Source organism: Ruegeria sp. BB7 (assembly GCF_056539365.1).
In genome coordinates, this window is the sequence record NZ_JBQFUV010000029.1 from 1 (window position 1) to 16,693 (window position 16,693).

Consider the following 16,693-nt stretch of genomic DNA (forward strand, 5'->3'; position numbering starts at 1 on the left):
CGCCGCGACATCGACAGAGGTCAAAGATCTGCGCCGCGAGGCACGCGATCTGAAGGAAGTGGTTGCCGAACAGGCTCTTGAACTGCGGTTGCTCAAAAAAGCACGATCGTGCCCTCTCGGCAGCATGCTTTGCATGCGCCTGTCAGGTGACAGATGGGGACGACGATGAATGAGGTATCTGTCACCAGGCAGTCGCTGCTTGCAGTGATGAGAGGGCTGCATCTGAGAAGCTGGAGATCATCCGCCTCGTCGAAGGGTCGCATCTGCCGACCAAGCGTACGTTGGACAAACTCGGCATCCCCAGAACCACCTTCTATCGCTGGTATGACCAGTATTTGTCGGGTGGTCCTGAAGCGCTTGAGGATAGCCGCCCCAAGCCATCACGGGTCTGGAATCGTATTCCGCAGCCGATGTGTGAGAAGAATGAGCCATTGGAACGCCATTGGTCCGAGAGACAATGGCAAATGACCTGGCTCTGAAGGAAAGCGATCTGTCGCCACGCGAACTGGCCATGCAATTCACCGACACGGAAAAGTATTTTGTGTCAGAGGCTTCGGTCTATCGCATCCTCAAGTCTTACGACCTGATCACCAGCCCGGCCTATGTGGTTCTATCGGCGGCCGACGAGTTCCGGGACAAAACCACTCGGCCGAACCAACTCTGGCAGACCGACTTCACTTACCTGAAGGTCATCGGCTGGGGCTGGTTCTATCTATCGACCATCCTCGATGATTACAGCCGCTACATCATCGCTTGGAAGCTCCGCACGACGATGAAGTCGGGCGATGTGACCGACACGCTGGACCTGGCGCTGCAAGCCTCAGGTTGTGATCAGGTGGCGGTTCTGCACAAGCCACGGCTGCTCAGCGACAATGGGTCCAGCTACATCTCTGGTGAGCTTGCCGAATGGCTGGAAGATCAGAAAATGGATCATGTCCGAGGGGCGCCATATCATCCGCGAACCCAAGGCAAGATCGAGCGTTGGCATCAGACTCTCAAGAACTGCATCCTGTTGGAAAACTACTATCTGCCCGGTGACCTCCAGCAACAGATCGATGCTTTCGTCGATCACTACAACCACCGGCGCTATCACGAGAGCCTGCAAAACCTCACACAGGCTGATGTCTGCTTCGGGCGCGGCCAAGCCATTCTGAGACAACGAGAAAGGATTAAACGAAAGACGCACGAAACCCGGCGCTTGCTTCACCGCAAATCCGCCGCATAATCAAAACAACCAGATGCGCCAGATACTCTCTTAGCTCAGGCAGCAATCTGCCCAAAATCCCTGACGACGGACAGGGTCAGTAAGTCAAACGCGGCCGCGTTTGATCTGAACAATGCAGATTGATTGAATTGGAACAGGTTGGTCACACGGCCATCCGCAAACGCAAAAGGCGCCTGGAATTCAGGCGCCTTTTATTGTTTACGGCTGGTCCTCTTACCGGCTGAGCAGCAAATCCGGAAGCCACAGGGCCAGTTCCGGAATGAATGTCGTCAGCATAAGCGTCGGCAGCCAGGCAAACACGATGAAGATCAATGTTGGCCATAACATCTTGGAGACCGGCGTGTCGCAGATCTGAGCCCCGAGATAAAGCAACGGAGCCGTCGGCGGCGTGATATTGGCCATCCCAAGATTGACACCGATGATCGCGGCAAAATGGATCGGATCAACCCCGACACTTTGGGCGATCGGCAACAGGATCGGCGTTGCCAACAACAGGCCCGAGATGTCGTCCATCAGCATTCCGATCAGGATCATTACCACGTTGATCATCAAGAGGATGACGATAGGGTTGTCCGAAACAGAATATACCATGTCCTTGGCCAGCTGCGGAGCGCCCTGCGAGATCAGATTGTCCGACACGATCAGAACCATAAAGATCATGACCATGACCACACCAATGGTCACGCCTGAGTTCTGGATCGTTTGCGCCAGGGTTTTCCAGGTCAGGCCACGATAGAAGTAGATTGCAACCGGGATCGCATAGCAAACCGCGATGCCTGCGGCCTCGGTCGGGGTCATGATACCGCCATAAATACCACCCAGAATGATAAGCGGCATCATCAGCGCGGGCCCGGCCAGGCGGCCTTGACCCAAGAGAGCAGGCATGAACGGGCTAGGACGTTCTGTCAGTTGGATATCGTCATACTTCCGCAACATGAACTGGTTAGTAATGATCAAGAGGGTGATCAGGATGATCGCCGGGATGACCGTAGACAGGAAACATTTCAGCACGTGTTGTTGTGCCACCCAGCCATAAAGAATGTGTGATGAGCTGGGCGGGATCAAAAGACCCAAAGGGCTAGCAGACACGATCAGTGCTGCGGACTGCCCTTTCGGATAATTGGCCTTTTTCAAGTGCGGCATCATGATGCCACCGATGCAAGTTAGTGTTGCATTCGCACTGCCCGAGATTGAGCCGAACACACCGCAGGCCAACACGGATGCCGCGTTCAGACCGCCTTTTATGTGGCCGATGAACATCTCGGCCAGCGCCACCAGAGGTGCTGCAATCCGGCCTTTCTCCATGATGCCGCCGGCAATCATGAAGAGAGGAATTGCCAAAAGCACCAGAGAGCGGATCCCGGTTGCTCCGGTCGGTAGATAGCCCGTAATGGACTGATCCCCAACCAGCGCAATAAAGATCAGAACAGCTCCAAACGCCACATAGACGCTGACACCCAGCAAGAGCATCAGGCAGACAATAATAAGACTTCCGCCGATAATCATTTCGCGGCTCCTTTAAGGGTTTCGGACCGCAAAGGAAGCCCGAGCCCCTTTCGGATATGCACGTATAGATACGCAGCGGTGAACATCGCCATGAAGCCAAAACAGCACATGATCGCGATACGCCATGAGACAAACGGAATACGTAATACCGGAGTGGCCCTTAGGCGTGGGAACGAGAAGTCGTCCAGCAGCGATACGTAGCAGGCCCAAACCAGGAAGAGAATCACGAGAAGCTCAACCAACAACACTATGAACCCGCGCCACCAGACCAGCCGGGGGTTATGGATCACAATACCAAGAATATCGGCGTTGATGTGAAGATTGCGTGCCGAGGCCAGAACTGCCCCGGCAAAAAAGCCCACTATCGAAAAGGCCAAAAGCCATTCTTCATAGGCAAATAGGTCGCCGCCAAATCCATATCTGATCACGACGACAGCACCAAAGGTGAAGGCCATCAGGAAGCCACAGAACATAACGATTTGTCTGCAAACGAACGCGATCACCTTCATTGGGTATCCGATGATAGGCGGCAATTCGTCGGTAACTTTCTGCGGTTTCTCTGCGTCGGCGTCGCCGACATACGTCGTCATGTCATCTTTCTCAATCGACATGCCTGTCCCCCCGCTTTTCTCTTTTTTGTGAGTATATAGCGAAAGGGCCGGCAGTTTTGCCGGCCCGATTGGTTGTGCTGACTATCAGTTTTTGCTGGACAGCAAACGGTCGATCACATCCTGGCCGACGCTCTGGGCCATCATGGGCCAGATGTTTTCCTGGATATGGGCGGCCATCGCGGCCTGCTCTTCGTCGTTCAGGCTCAGGATGGTGTAGCCTTTGTCGATCAGCTTCTGTCCGAAGGCCGCGTCATTGTCGCGGTTATACTGGAAGAAGTCGTCGGACGCCTTGGTCATGGCGGCCTGCAGGGCGGCGCGCTGCTCGTCGTTCAACTTGTCCAGAGTGCGCTGCGACGCGTAGAACGTGGTCAGTTCCGAGATCGAATTGTACTCGACAAAATGAGTGCCAACGTCGGACTGAGCGAAGATCGAGTAGGTTGCCGTCTTGGTGCAGCAAATCGCGCCATCAACGATACCGGACTGAATTGCAGGGAAGATATCACCCCATGCCATGGTCGTGGCTTTGTAACCAAGCGCTTCCACCATGGCTTTCACAGCGGGCGACGACCAAACACGAATGTTCATACCTTTGTCGTCGAAGTTGTTCCAGTTGGCCGGTTCCTGCGTGGCCACGATGCCAACAAACCCTTCTGGGTTCTGGGCCATTACGTGCACACCGTACTCGTCGGTGATTTCCTGCAAGATCTGGTTATACTCGGAATCCATGTTGCGCATGATGTTGTTCATGTCGTCCCAGCCACCCACGAGGAACGGCATCGACAGGAATTCCAGACGGGGGTCGGTGTCGGCATAGATAAATGCCGCCGCCAGATCGATGTTACCCCGCGCCACGTCTTCAAAGAGCGCCTCGCCCGAGCCAAGCTGGTTGGCCGGGAAAACTTCGATTGTCAGACCGACATCTGCCGCTGCAACATCTGCTGCGACCTGTTCCATCATCTTGGTGCCCTGATGATCAATCGGGAACACACCGGCAAAGCGCAGTTTCATGTCTTCTGCCATTGCGGCGGTTGACATCAGCACGCTTACGGCGCCAAGCATCAGGCCCTTGGTAACATTTCTGAATTTCATCTAATTTTCTCCCAGTTTGCGGTCATTCTTTCGTCTGGTATGTTTTCCTGACCGCTGCAAATAGTTGCGTTTGGTCACATTATGCGAACACATATCGCAGCGCAATTCGATTTAAGGCTTGTTTTTGCTTGGCTCGGTTTACTCCTTATTTAGGGTTCTTTCCGGGTGTGGTTTCTGAAGTCGGTTACTGTGAACTCGATCCATTATCGTCTCATCAAACCGATTGGCCGACCAATTTGGGCTGTGCGGGCGATCGATTTGAGTTCAGCCACCAATACGGCGATGCGGGTCTGAATGTCAGCCGGATAGGGGGTGAAGTGCCGTGTGTCGTGATCGACATTCATGAGAACCTGCTCCATCACGCAGACAGTTGTTTGATCTTTCAGCTTTTTCATCGATCCCGCTATATGCAGGCGATTAGCGTGGGCATCCAATCTAAGAAACCGGCAGAAAAACTCATCGCCTGCCCAAAGCTCACCCGGGTAGTGGACGTGGTTTTGGAGTGCAATTGGCCCGGTATGGAAATGCCTTCACGTAACTTGGGCCAACGCCAAGCTCCTGATCCAACATAATATCCAGGGCTTCGTCAAAGACCATGGCGTAGTAAGTCAGATCGGTATGGCCGTCATAGTCAATCCATGTGTCTGGTACTCGACGGGCTTCAGATGTGACCCCGTTCGTCATTCCACGCCGCCCTCGAAGCCCTGCAGGAACGCATGCAAATTGTCGCCCAACTCATCACACAGATACCCACCTTCCTGAACTACCACGGTGGGCAGATTGAGCGCCGCGAGCATCCTTGCCATTTCTGAAAAACCTGGCGTTGAGACGGCAAGACCTCCGAACGGGTCTCCTTCGAAAGCATCAAGACCGAGCGCGATCACGATGGCACCAGGCGCAAAACTCCTGACGTGGGCCAGACCGTCCGACAGCCCTTTCATGAAGCCGTCATCGCCGGTGCCGCGCGGAAGTGGAATGTTCAAGTTGTACCCATGGCCTGCGCCTTCACCGACCTCATGAGCGTGACCCCAGAAGAATGGATAGAATCGCGCCGGGTCCGCGTGGATGGAGAGGGTGAACACATCATTACGTTCATAAAAGATGCCTTGCGTTCCGTTGCCGTGGTGCAGGTCAACATCGATGATCGCCACGCGGTCGTGGGTTTGCCGCAAGTATTGAGCAGCGATGGCGCTGTTGTTGAGATAACAGAATCCGCCAGCTAGATCGCTAAAGCAATGATGGCCCGGCGGTCGGCAGAGCGCATAGGCCATGTTGTCCCCGTCCATTACTGCCTGGGTTGCGCTCACGGCGCAGTTTGCGGACCAACGCACGGCCTCCCAGGTATGTGCGCCGATGGGGCAGGACATATCGGTGATGTGAAACCCCGCCTGACCGACTGCCGACAAGGGATAGCTGGCCGTGCGGCGATCCGGGTGGATATTCGGGAATATCTCGGGTGTGGCGTCGGGAATGCGGGTCCACCGTTCATAAACGGTCGACAGGAACTTCAGGTAGGTCGGGGTGTGTACCGCCGCGATCGGAGCAAGGCCATGATCAGTCGGGGTATGCACCGTGTGACCGCCTGCCGCGACGCCTGCAAGCAGGCGCTCCAACCGCTCAGGTTTTTCGGGGTTGGGTTGCATGATTCCGTTCACCAGAAACCCGCTGGGATTATGCTGGCCTTGCCGTTCCTGATCAGAAAAGACCTTCATGTGTCAGAACCCCACCTTATCTGCCCCTTTAAGACCCAGCATCGCGCGTGTCTCATCAGGTGTTGCGATCTCGTATCCCAGCTCTTCCAGAACCGTCCGGATCTTAGTGACCTGTTGGGCGTTGCTGGTTGCAAGCTGCCCGCGTCCGATCATCAGGCTGTCTTCAAGGCCGACGCGCACATGCCCACCCAGAATGGCGCTCATCGCACCAAGTGGCATCTGCTGTCGCCCGGCTGCAAGCGCCGAAAACTCATAGGCGTCGCCCAACAGGCGGTCGGCCGTTTCCTTCAAATACATCAGGCTGTGCGGGCTGGCATCAATCCCGCCCAGCACACCCATGACAAATTGCAGAAATACTGGTGGCACAATGCGGTTTTGCTTCAGATAGAATGCCAGCGTCTGAATGTGCCCCACATCGTAACATTCACATTCAAACCGCGCACCACCGGCATCGCCCAGCATTCGAAACACAGTTTCTATGTCGTGGAACGTATTCTTGAACACAGTGTCGCGTGTGTTCTCCAGAAAAGTCTCTTCCCAATCATGGATCCAATCGGAATAGCGGTCCTTCATCGGGAAGAGGCCGAAATTGATGGATCCCATGTTGAGCGAACACATCTCGGGCGCCAGTTCGACGGGGGCCGAAAGCCGTTGTTCCACACTCATCTGGGAACTGCCCCCCGTGGTCAGGTTGATGACCGCATCACTCGCGTCCTTGATCCGTGGCAGAAACTGGCGAAAGACGTTGATATCCGCGCTTGGGTGACCGGTTTCCGGGTCGCGCGCATGCAGATGTAAGACAGATGCGCCAGCTTCTGCTGCCTCAATTCCAGATTTGGCAATTTCGTCTGGCGAAACCGGCAGGTGTGGGCTCATGCTCGGCGTGTGGATCGAACCTGTCACGGCGCAAGTCAAGATAATCTTTTGCGCCATGGGTCAGACCTCCAATGCACACTCGCGGGCGAAGACCCGGAGACTGTCGTCAAGTATATTCAGGATCTCGTTGACCTGTGGTTCGGTCACTATCAACGGCGGGCAAACCAGGAAATGATCGCCCTCTACACCGCCGCGAGTACGGCGCGAATAGGTGATCAGGTTGCGCTCGTAGCAGATTTCCACGAACCGCTCGTAGGCGTTCAGGTCCTTGGGCAACGGTGACATGGTGTCCCGATCCGAAACCAGTTCAAAGGCGGTCAGCAGGCCTTTTCCCCGTACATCTCCGATAAACGGGTATCGCGCCATGAGGTCCATGAGCCCAGTCATCAGCATATCGCCCATGATCTGTGCATTGGTCATCAGGTCCAGCCGGTCAATCTCGTTCAGAACCGCCAACCCGGCGCTACATGCAAGCGGGTTGCCAGCATATGTGTGGCCGTGCGCAAATCCACCGCTGCCCAGCACGGTTTCGACCATCTCTCCATCAGCGATCATGGCCCCCAACGGCGCATAGCCCGCTCCAAACCCCTTGGACAGGGCCACAAGGTCGGGGCGGATGTTCCAGTGTTCCGACGCCAGGAACGTACCAGTGCGCCCGACACCCGACATGACCTCATCCATGATCAGCATGACGCCAAACTCGTCGCAGATCTCGCGCACCCGACCGTAGTAGCTGTCGGGCGCAACCAGCGCTCCGGTAGATGCACCGCCCACCGGTTCCATGACAAAGGCCAGAACCGTGTCAGGCCCCTGGGCAATGATCTCATCCCTTAACATCTCGGCATACTTTAGACCGCGATCGCAGTCGGAAAGGTTGTCGCGATCGAGATAGCAGGTAGGCGCGGGAATTTTCGGCATTTCCTTGAAAAGCGGCCCAAACGCGTCCGTCAGCGGCCCATATCCGGTAATCGCCAGCGCGCCCAAGGTTGATCCGTGATAGGAAGGAAAGCGTGAGATGACTTTCCACCGGCTGAACTGCCCCTCAGCAACAGCCCATTGTCGCGCGAACTTAACGCAGGATTCTACGGCCTCGGATCCGCCGGATACAAAAAAGACCTTGTCTAGACCTTCCGGTGTACGATCCGCGATGGCTGAGGCAAGGTCTTCTGCCGGAGCGCTTTCAAAATGTAGACGATAGGCAAAGGTGGCGCTGTCCATCTGCGCCTTCATCGCGGCCAAAACATTGGGATTTGAATGGCCGATATTGCTGACCATCGCCCCGGACGATCCATCGATATATCGCTGGCCGTTCTGGCCCCATATATAAATTCCTTCTGCGCGATCGACCATCGGGCGGCGCGCGCGACTTTGATAGAAAAGGTTCGATGCCTTCACGGTGTATCTTCTTTGACAGGAGTGACAATGCCGGAGCAGTGTCCACCTTGTGTTGGATTCTTTTATAGGGCAAATAGATAATGCAAATTAAGCATATTGACCAAATCAATGAAGAACGCCGCTGAACAGGATAAGTTGATCCGGGAACTGGATTGGAATCTGCTGCGCACATTTATGGTCATTGTTCAGGAAGGCAGCATCACACTTGCTGCCAAGCGTCTGATGCGGCGGCAACCTTCTGTCAGCCAGGCCCTGAAACGTCTTGAGACACGGCTTGGAATGCTGCTGATTGATCGCAGCCCTTCCCACTTTCGCATCACACCGGCCGGGCAGACATTGTATCAGGAATGCTTGGATATGTTTGGCAGTCTGGCGAGAGCGATTCAGAGCGCGCAGGGCACCGAAGATATAGTGACGGGCACAGTCAAGCTCGCCCTTCTCAGCAGGATTGAAAGCGCGTTTTTCGATACGGTGCTGGCAGATTTTCACCGGCAATTCCCCGAAGTCAGCTTTGATATCGAAGTTATGTCCAGCAAAGACGTCAGGCAGGCGGTTCTGGAAAAATCCGCAACGCTTGGCGTTTGCCTTGTCCATGACACCCACCCTTGTCTGCAGCATGAGGTTCTCTATCGGTCCTACTTTGGGTTTTACTGCGGTCCGAGTCACCCATTGTTCAGGCAACGCGATCTGAAACTCGACGACCTGCGCAACCACTCGTCGGTCTCATTCCGGACAGACCAGCTTTGGGATGCACTGCGTCCGGTCGCGTTGCTTCGCGCGCAGCACAAGCTCGACAACAAGGTGATCGGTTACACCTCTGATCTGGGCGAGGCACAACGGATGATCCGCGCAGGGCTCGGGTTTGGCCCGCTGCCTGTTCACGTCGCCGAAAGCTTTGTCAATCGCGGCGAGCTGTGGCGCTTACCGCCTTACGAAAACGCCTTGGCGATTGATATCCATCTCGTGCACCACACGAACGCTCGCCTGAATCGGGCGGAAAAAGCCCTGCTCGACATGTTTCGAAGCCGACTTGCATCGGTACCCCTCGAACAGCGCAGCTACAAACCTGTCGAAACAAACTGGCCAAAAGTCTAAGAGGGGAAAGCCAAACCATGATGTCAAATGACACCCTGTCCCTGCTGGCTTGCCAGATAGAAATCCCCACCGGTAGGGTCTGCGGAACCGGCCGAGGGTTTTCGTCACGTTGCCATCAACAAGAGCCAACTCATACAAGCAAGGAAGAACTACATATTCCTCCACGACCGACTGGCTGATTACGATGCGCTCTAGCGGATCATTTGCTCTGCAATTGGCGGAAACGAAACATGGGTAAAGTCCAGAATGATAAAAGTTGATATTGCTCCGGTAGCTCCAGACAAAATAACCGATTTGGATTTTGCGCTAAGGGCGTTGTCGTCTGAAATGGGCGACAGACATGTTGCGAATGTGGACACGCTGAAAGCGGCCTTCGCAGGTGACCATCCGGCCTTCAACGCCCTGCTCGCGCACAATGATACCGAAGTCGTCGGTGCAATCGTTTGGACGCCAGTGTTTTCAACGACCAGAGGGGGTGGCGGCATATTTGTAAATGATCTTTGGGTCTCTTCATCTGCGAGAGGGCAAGGTATTGGAAACAAACTACTGTCTCGTGTGGTTTCCGATGCAGACAAATCATCTGGTGCATGCTTTCTGAAACTTGCAGTCCATCGCACTAACCCCTCTGCCTTTTCTTATTACACCCATATTGGATTTAAGGAAGAATCCGATATGACGACCATGATCCTCGAAGGCGTTTCCTTTCAGAGTTTCAAGAAGCTCTGAACGCCAATTGCGGCAAAACCGTCTTCGCGCTCAAGTATTGGAGCTTTCTCAACGCGGAAATTGGTATCTTATGAGGCGAGAATTGAACATTTAGAAAGATGGTGAAAAAATTAAGCAGCTATTTCCGACTCTAATACCTCTCAATATCATTTTGTTATATCATCGATACTGGTTCAGATTAATGCGCCAGTACTATAGTGAAATTCTGTTTTTGGGGAGTTGAGCTGCAACAACCAGTTTCTGGTCCAAGGTATGGTTTTATCCGAAGCGGCCACTGATGCGCATGCCGTAATGACTGTTTTCTACGCAAAGCGGTGGTTGGCCCGATTTTGCCGAACGTCTGTTTTTTGTGAGAATGCAGGCATCGCATAGTGTCGCCCCAATTTTTTCGGTTTGAATGTCTGCTGCGCGCCGAAAGCGGTCATTCCGGAAAATCACCGAATGTTCCGCTTTGCAGTCGAAGCTGCCACCGTTCGTGTGTCTGATGCACCCGTGCCAAATGACCAAAGTCACAACAATTCGTTTCCGCAGTTTCAAGTATTTCTCGCGTGACGCACGGAGACGAGCATCGATTTAGGTTATTGTGGTAGTCTGGGGCACCAGCGGGAAAACTCGGGAGGAAAAGATGTCTGATATTGATGCTGTAAAGGAGCTCGACGCCGCCATCATCGAGGGTATCAACGCAAAGGATGCAAGTATGGCGACGGCACCCTATGCCGAAGATGGGGCGGTCATGCCGCCCGGTGCACCTACAATGTCTGGCCACGCAGCCATCCGAGAGTATTGGCAGGCGGCAATTGATGGGGGCCTGGAGAACGTTTTGGCGAATCCGACAGCAGCACATGTCAGCGGAGATTTTGCAGTTACGATGGGAACGCTGACAGGCTCAATGGGAGGGCAAGAACTTTCTGGGAAGTATATTCTATACTTCCGAAAAGGCGACAACGGCTGGAAGGTTCAGCGCGACATCTGGAACTTCGACGCATAAAGGCTGCGGAACAGTCTGAGGGTCAAATCCACTGCTTTGCGTTGGCAGGTCGCGCTTATTAAAAGTGGCTTATGTAGCGCGGTGATGTGACTGTTATCTGTGCGGTACGGCCGCTGGTATTTCACGCCATCGTCCACGTCACGGATAAGGCAGATCTAGTGACCACCAATAACTCGATCTTAGTTTGGCCTTTAAGCCAGGTGACGTTAATTGGATTGGCCGAGTTGTTTGTCCATTTCCACAAAGGACGCAGCCCAAAACTCAGCCAGAAACGCCGCCGCCTCCTGTTCAGAGATTTCTGAACGGTTTCCAGCTACATCAGTTGCTTCGCCGAATGTGTAGCGCAAGTCAGTACCGCCATTGTTTTCTGTCAGATGGTAGGTCTCCGGCAGGCTTATATGCGGACGGGCGGGATCCTGGATACGCGTCGAAAAGTATTCGAACGGCTCCCAATCAGTGACGCGATAGTAAAAATCTCCCAGCTCATGGGCGCAATGATAGCCAGAGCCGGGGCCAAGACGCCCCTGCGGATTTTCTACCGTGACCGTCTTGATACGGTCCATCCAGTTCTGTTTGTGCTCGGGAGCAACAAGAACCTCCCAAACCACGCCGATAGGCGCTTCGAAATGGTGTCGAAATGTCCAAACACCATCCTCTTCGGTGAGGTAATGGCGTTGGCGTTTGGCGCGCAGGCGCTCCCACGATTTGGCCAGATCGTAGACCTCCATCGGGACTTCACCGAAATGTTCGATTTCCTGCGTAAAGGGCTCCATCACATCATTGATATTCATGGCATTTGCAGCAGCTTGACTGAAGAGGGCGTAGCTGCGAATGCCGGTTTTTTCCGCCACATCCGTTTTAGTCATCCGGTGAACAAGAATGACATCAATGCCCGAAATGTCCTTAGTCGGACCTAGTTCCATTTCGTCGAACTGGCCGTGGTGGGCGATGATTTTCAGGTCCAGCGTGCTCACATTTGCGCAGGCATTGCAGTTGCATGTTGTATTCGCGATTATGTCCTGCCGTCGTAGCGCAAACGCGTTGTATAGGTTCTCGCATATGGTCAGAAACGTCTCACCCGAAGGGAATTCCTGACGTGTCGAGTAAGCAAGAACAGCATCTCCTTCTGTTTTCCAAAACTGCAGTGGATCGCCAACTTGCTCAATCAGAACTCCCAGCAGAGATTGCAGGATGGGATTGGCGTGATCCATTTCCGATGATGTCAGAAACTGTGTGTAACCCGATATGTCTGCAATTAGCAGATACCCAGTGTGTGATGCCGTCATGGTTCTTCTCCCCCCCATAGAGCAGCTAGCACGTCGTATTGCGCTAGTACTGAAAAGGTACAGACAAGCGACTATCATGGCCAGTCGGGCTGCGTAGGCCTCAAATTCAGATCAACGTGATTGTCCACTTTGGGTTCAGAACGGTCGTCGGAGTTACTTTGCTAGAAGTTTGTTTGCAATTTAGAAGTTGCCCTTGGAACATGTCGAATCAATTGGTATTCGTTAACCGCAGCCTTCCATGTCACACGTTTTTGGAGTTTGTCACAGCATTCCGGTCTGCGACAAAGCATTTCAATAGCTTAGTCCCCACAGCCGTCACGTTCTTTGAACGTGCTGTCCAAATTCTTCCCGGTTTAACCATTCCATGGGTGTCGCCCGAATTTTCTTTAAACGTTGAAAACCGCAGGCTAGGCACCAAAGTTGCTAGAGAAGATCTGTGTTCCTACCACCACGGTCCTTTTGGCCCAAAGGAAGAGGGTGGCGACGACAGAATCCTGTTCTAATCACGTAACCCATGCTATGTTGCAAACACGTTGAAAAAACCGCAATACAAAAAGGCTCGTCGCGAGATCGGTTTATAATCGCTTGATCTCTGAGTGTTTAAGTGGTGCCCCCACACGGACTCGAACCGCGGACCTACTGATTACAAATCAGTTGCTCTACCAGCTGAGCTATAGGGGCACTTGGTGTCGATTACTTTCTCTTGCTGTAGACTGCAAGCCTATATTTTCATCTGAACTTAGGGATTTTCAGTTTTCTCTACTGCGCGCGCCACCTAACCAAACAGGCAGCACGGATTTGACTGTTCAAGCCGCAAGCTGTAACCCGGCACCCAAGGTAAAAAGCAAGGACAAGTACCGAAGATGCAGGTTGCTATCCACGCAGGCGTAGCTTTTACCGACGAAGGCCGTGTGCTGAACTCGTTAAAGAAAAACTCTGACATTCTTGCGGCAAACGGGACCTCATTCTTCGGCCCACGCCGCTATAAGACTTCGTTTAAACCTGTTCTCGAGGAGTTGAAGTCGGAGGATGCTGAAACGGCCGCACGCCAATATCTTAGGGATATCTTACCGACAGGTCCAAGGGCGCGGCGCACGATATTCACAAGTCAGAATTTTGCATCTGAGCCTGCATTCGCACTGCAGGAGGGGCAGCTATATCCCCTTGCCAGCCGTCGAATGGCAATGTTGCAGAGAATCTACCACGAACATGAGATTGAACTGTTCATAGGACTGCGTAGCCCAGGCAGCTTTATTCCCAAGCTCTTGATGGCATTGCCGGAACAGACGCGCACTGAGATTATGCAAACCACGGATCTGAGTTGCCTGAGCTGGATTGGAATGATCGAAGACATTCGAGATATTGCCCCAGGTATGCAGATTACATTGTGGAGCAATGAAGATACTCCATTTATTTGGGGCGATATTATTCGCGCGTTGGCTGGTCTGGAGGAAGACACTGCCTTAGCGGACGAACATGACCTGTTGCTTTCTCTACTGGACGACACAGGCCGAAACAAAGTGGTGGAATTGACGAATACAGACGCGCGGCAAGCCAAAACTCGCCTGAAGGATGATGTGGCACGTATATTCGAAGACCACTTGCAGCCGGAGAAGATCGAGGAAGAACTCGATCTACCGGGATGGAACGCAGAGATCGTGGATGCATTTTCTGAACTGTACGAACAGGATCTTGACCGGCTCGGAGAAATCCCTGGGGTTCGGGTACTAACACCCTGACCCCTTGTTTCAAGTTCATCCATTCACAGGTCAGCATTTGCCAAGCATTTGCCAAGCAGTTGCTGAGGTTTGTTAACCAATCTTAGCGGAAGGTAAAAACTCGCTCGCGGAAAACAAATGTCAGACGGGCGGAAAATTAAGTTAGCTCCTACCCAGAACTTCTCTACAATGTTGGGCGAAAAACCGGATCATTAATCTTTTCCTGTATCAACAACTAGTACTAGGTTCAAAATCATTTCATATACCCGGCCCTGTCAATGGCGGTGCACTTTCCAGCCATAGGACGGCGCATAACTCTGCCATTTCAGGTGTGACCGGTGCTATACCGCCTGAAATGCACAATTTGTGATTACATTGGGCAAATTTTCCCCGTATGCAGCGGTCATTTGTGCGCAGCCTGTGTGATTCAGGCTGGCGAACATAAGAACTAGAGGGCGACATGACTGGTAATGAAAACAAACTGCGTCACGCGCATCAACCGCTCGTCGACTACGCAAAAATGCTCGATGCCATCGGTTATCCAGAGCCTTAGGCGTCGTCATTTATCGACAGCAATTGCGAGATCAACATCCATGAACTCGAAGAACTTGCAGAGAAACAGCCTCAATTCCTGAAAAAAATGCTTTGCAGGAGATCGGTCGATGGGAGGCTAAGCAGGGAAGCCATTAATGCGTATCTGAATGGCATCGACATGACCGAGTTTGTCGAGACCCTCGCCGTGAGTGCAAAATGGTTATTGTCGCAGAGCACCAACTGAAAACGTTATCTTTCCTTTTTCACGAAATTGAACGTGCATACCCCTATGCTTGGATCGCGAAGCGGTCGTTCGAGCAGTGGCAGGTTATTGCTTTGGAACAAACAATTGGTTTCCGATGCCGGTATTCATAGTGCTCCTTGTTTTTCAGTTGGTTGCTCTGTCCGGTGTGGATGATGGGTGCGGATTTGACTGGGTCGGTGCTTGATCTGGCTTTTATTTTTCCCCGCCAAACCGCTCATAGTGAGGGCGCAGCGGATGAGAGATTGCCTATCTGATCATTTGTAAAAGTTCTGCGTCACTCGCTTTTGGCTCACGGCGGCATTGCGACGATTGCCCGATCTTTCTGTTGGAAATTGCACCCGCGGCTCTCCTCAGCCAGTGGCTATGAGTCCTAATCTTAAAATCCTTCGAATTCGGCTGCAAAGCGCATTGTATTCATGGCCTTGTGGCATTACTGGTTTTTCAGGCCTGATATAGGCCCAATGCACATTGCCCGCGTGGTGGAATGGTAGACACAGGAGACTTAAAATCTCCAAGAACTCTCTCCGATACAGAAATAAATAAACCCAATAGCTTAGTAGTTGTTGGGTTTTTTGATCTCATAAAATCTCCTGTAGAGGATAAGTACCGATAGCGGGGTGTCATGGCTTGGCGGAATAAAGTCGTCATATGGCCCATTAATGTTTTGAGAATTTCAGATGACCGATGAACTTTATAATACTCAAGTTCTCTTAGAGATTGAGATGAGAGATAGAAGTATAGGTAGGTTTCTTAAAGATCATACTAAAGGTGATCTAAGTGAAACTATTACTGGTAGCTATCTCACCTATAATTATATCAATCCTTTAACGGAAGCGATTGTCTCATTCCTTAGTGACGCCACCACTGGTAAAGCTGGACGTCGGAACAGTGCGGCTCGGGCATTGGCTATGCTACCTCCCGAGGTCTCAGCCTTTCTGTTCATTAAAGGTTTACTTAACCGGATACCTCTGTACGCCAGAGAGAACACAATCCTGTCAGTTACCTCATTAGCAATGCACAGCGCAGGGTTACTTCACGACGAATTAAGGATCAGGAAGTTCGAAGAGGACAATCAAGCCCTATGGGGTAAAATCTCTAAGGACTTCGATCAGAGGGAATTACCCAGATACAAACGTAAAGAGTATCTACAAAAGGTGATCTCTGACGCTGATGAAGATTGGTCGCTCTGGACCAACACCGACATGCTCCATGTTGGGGTAAAACTGGTGGACCTCTTCATGAATACCACTGGTGACATCAAGATCGTCTCCACGAAGAAGGGTAAGCATAAGACTGACCTTGTGGTTCCCTCAGATGGACTCTTAGACGCCTGTGAGCGGCTCAGAGAGCAACAAGAGGACGTCTGCTGTACGTGGTACCCAATGGTACATCCACCCGTCCCTTGGGACGCTGAGAACGTCAACAGAGGCGGCTACCTATCACACCACGTCACACCGTACCCACTCGTTAAGTCGAGCCGTAAGAATTACAGAAGGCTCCTGACGCGACTAGGCCGTATGGGGAAGTTGGATACTGTCTTTTCAGCCATCAACGCTCTCCAAGATGTCTGACGTCAGCACCAATGGGACAGTTTAGGTCGATTTGATAAGAGAGGGTTTCTGGCTCATCGTAACCGCCAAGGAGTGGAGATGAGAAAGAAACCCGGA

General features: G+C 52.6%; 14 protein-coding genes, 1 tRNA gene and 1 pseudogene. 6 read left to right on the top strand and 10 right to left on the bottom strand.

Features of this window, described 5'->3' with window-relative positions; all coding sequences use genetic code 11:
- Positions 1-1,225, top strand: a pseudogene (locus ACR0D7_RS19055) (IS3 family transposase); the annotation flags it as partial.
- Between the two features lie 213 nt (positions 1,226-1,438).
- On the opposite strand, the gene ACR0D7_RS19060 reads toward ACR0D7_RS19055, so the two are convergent.
- From ACR0D7_RS19060 to ACR0D7_RS19095, 8 genes are all read right to left on the bottom strand, one after another.
- Entirely contained in the window at positions 1,439-2,731 is a 1,293-nt protein-coding gene (locus ACR0D7_RS19060; RefSeq protein ID WP_480680426.1) for a TRAP transporter large permease, read from the bottom strand.
- On the bottom strand, positions 2,728-3,342 hold the full coding sequence (locus ACR0D7_RS19065) for a TRAP transporter small permease subunit (protein ID WP_170386924.1): 615 nt from the start codon (positions 3,340-3,342) through the stop codon (positions 2,728-2,730). Before ACR0D7_RS19065 ends, ACR0D7_RS19060 begins: the two co-directional genes overlap by 4 nt.
- A gap of 84 nt (positions 3,343-3,426) precedes the next feature.
- Entirely contained in the window at positions 3,427-4,431 is a 1,005-nt protein-coding gene (dctP, locus tag ACR0D7_RS19070; RefSeq protein WP_480680427.1) for a TRAP transporter substrate-binding protein DctP, read from the bottom strand.
- A 203-nt stretch (positions 4,432-4,634) separates the two neighbouring features.
- Positions 4,635-4,940 (bottom strand): thioesterase family protein, encoded by a 306-nt coding sequence (locus ACR0D7_RS19075; protein WP_480680437.1) that lies wholly within the window; start codon positions 4,938-4,940, stop codon positions 4,635-4,637.
- On the bottom strand, positions 4,906-5,115 hold the full coding sequence (locus ACR0D7_RS19080) for a hypothetical protein (protein ID WP_480680428.1): 210 nt from the start codon (positions 5,113-5,115) through the stop codon (positions 4,906-4,908). The genes ACR0D7_RS19075 and ACR0D7_RS19080 overlap by 35 nt, the downstream gene beginning before the upstream one ends.
- A complete protein-coding gene (locus ACR0D7_RS19085) occupies positions 5,112-6,143 on the bottom strand; it encodes a histone deacetylase family protein (RefSeq protein WP_480680429.1) in 1,032 nt (343 codons plus the stop codon). The genes ACR0D7_RS19080 and ACR0D7_RS19085 overlap by 4 nt, the downstream gene beginning before the upstream one ends.
- A 3-nt stretch (positions 6,144-6,146) precedes the next feature.
- Positions 6,147-7,076, bottom strand: coding sequence for a 3,5-dioxohexanoate:acetyl-CoA acetone transferase (kce, locus tag ACR0D7_RS19090; protein ID WP_480680430.1), 930 nt, complete (start codon positions 7,074-7,076; stop codon positions 6,147-6,149).
- Positions 7,077-7,079: 3 nt separating this feature from the next.
- Positions 7,080-8,369 carry an aminotransferase family protein gene (locus ACR0D7_RS19095; protein ID WP_480680438.1) on the bottom strand — a complete coding sequence of 430 codons (1,290 nt, stop codon included), beginning with the start codon at positions 8,367-8,369 and terminating at the stop codon, positions 7,080-7,082.
- A 153-nt stretch (positions 8,370-8,522) separates the two neighbouring features.
- Between ACR0D7_RS19095 and ACR0D7_RS19100 the strand changes: the two genes are divergently transcribed.
- The 3 genes from ACR0D7_RS19100 (at position 8,523) to ACR0D7_RS19110 (ending at position 11,223) form a co-directional block, all read left to right on the top strand.
- Positions 8,523-9,509 (top strand): LysR family transcriptional regulator, encoded by a 987-nt coding sequence (locus ACR0D7_RS19100; RefSeq protein WP_480680431.1) that lies wholly within the window; start codon positions 8,523-8,525, stop codon positions 9,507-9,509.
- A gap of 246 nt (positions 9,510-9,755) precedes the next feature.
- Complete coding sequence (locus tag ACR0D7_RS19105) at positions 9,756-10,235, top strand: GNAT family N-acetyltransferase (protein ID WP_480680432.1); 480 nt, start codon at positions 9,756-9,758, stop codon at positions 10,233-10,235.
- Between the two features lie 625 nt (positions 10,236-10,860).
- Positions 10,861-11,223, top strand: coding sequence for a YybH family protein (locus ACR0D7_RS19110; RefSeq protein WP_480680433.1), 363 nt, complete (start codon positions 10,861-10,863; stop codon positions 11,221-11,223).
- 206 nt (positions 11,224-11,429) lie between these two features.
- On the opposite strand, the gene ACR0D7_RS19115 is transcribed toward ACR0D7_RS19110, so the two are convergent.
- Positions 11,430-12,509, bottom strand: coding sequence for a DUF2652 domain-containing protein (locus tag ACR0D7_RS19115; protein WP_480680434.1), 1,080 nt, complete (start codon positions 12,507-12,509; stop codon positions 11,430-11,432).
- Between the two features lie 605 nt (positions 12,510-13,114).
- Positions 13,115-13,190, bottom strand: a tRNA-Thr gene (locus ACR0D7_RS19120).
- A 182-nt stretch (positions 13,191-13,372) separates the two neighbouring features.
- Between ACR0D7_RS19120 and ACR0D7_RS19125 the strand changes: the two genes are divergently transcribed.
- Together ACR0D7_RS19125 and ACR0D7_RS19130 are read left to right on the top strand one after the other, a co-directional pair.
- The gene (locus ACR0D7_RS19125) at positions 13,373-14,248 is read left to right on the top strand and encodes a hypothetical protein (RefSeq protein WP_480680435.1); all 876 of its coding nucleotides are present in this window, start codon (positions 13,373-13,375) and stop codon (positions 14,246-14,248) included.
- 1,455 nt (positions 14,249-15,703) lie between these two features.
- Positions 15,704-16,597 (top strand): hypothetical protein, encoded by an 894-nt coding sequence (locus ACR0D7_RS19130; RefSeq protein WP_480680436.1) that lies wholly within the window; start codon positions 15,704-15,706, stop codon positions 16,595-16,597.
- Positions 16,598-16,693: the final 96 nt, after the last annotated feature.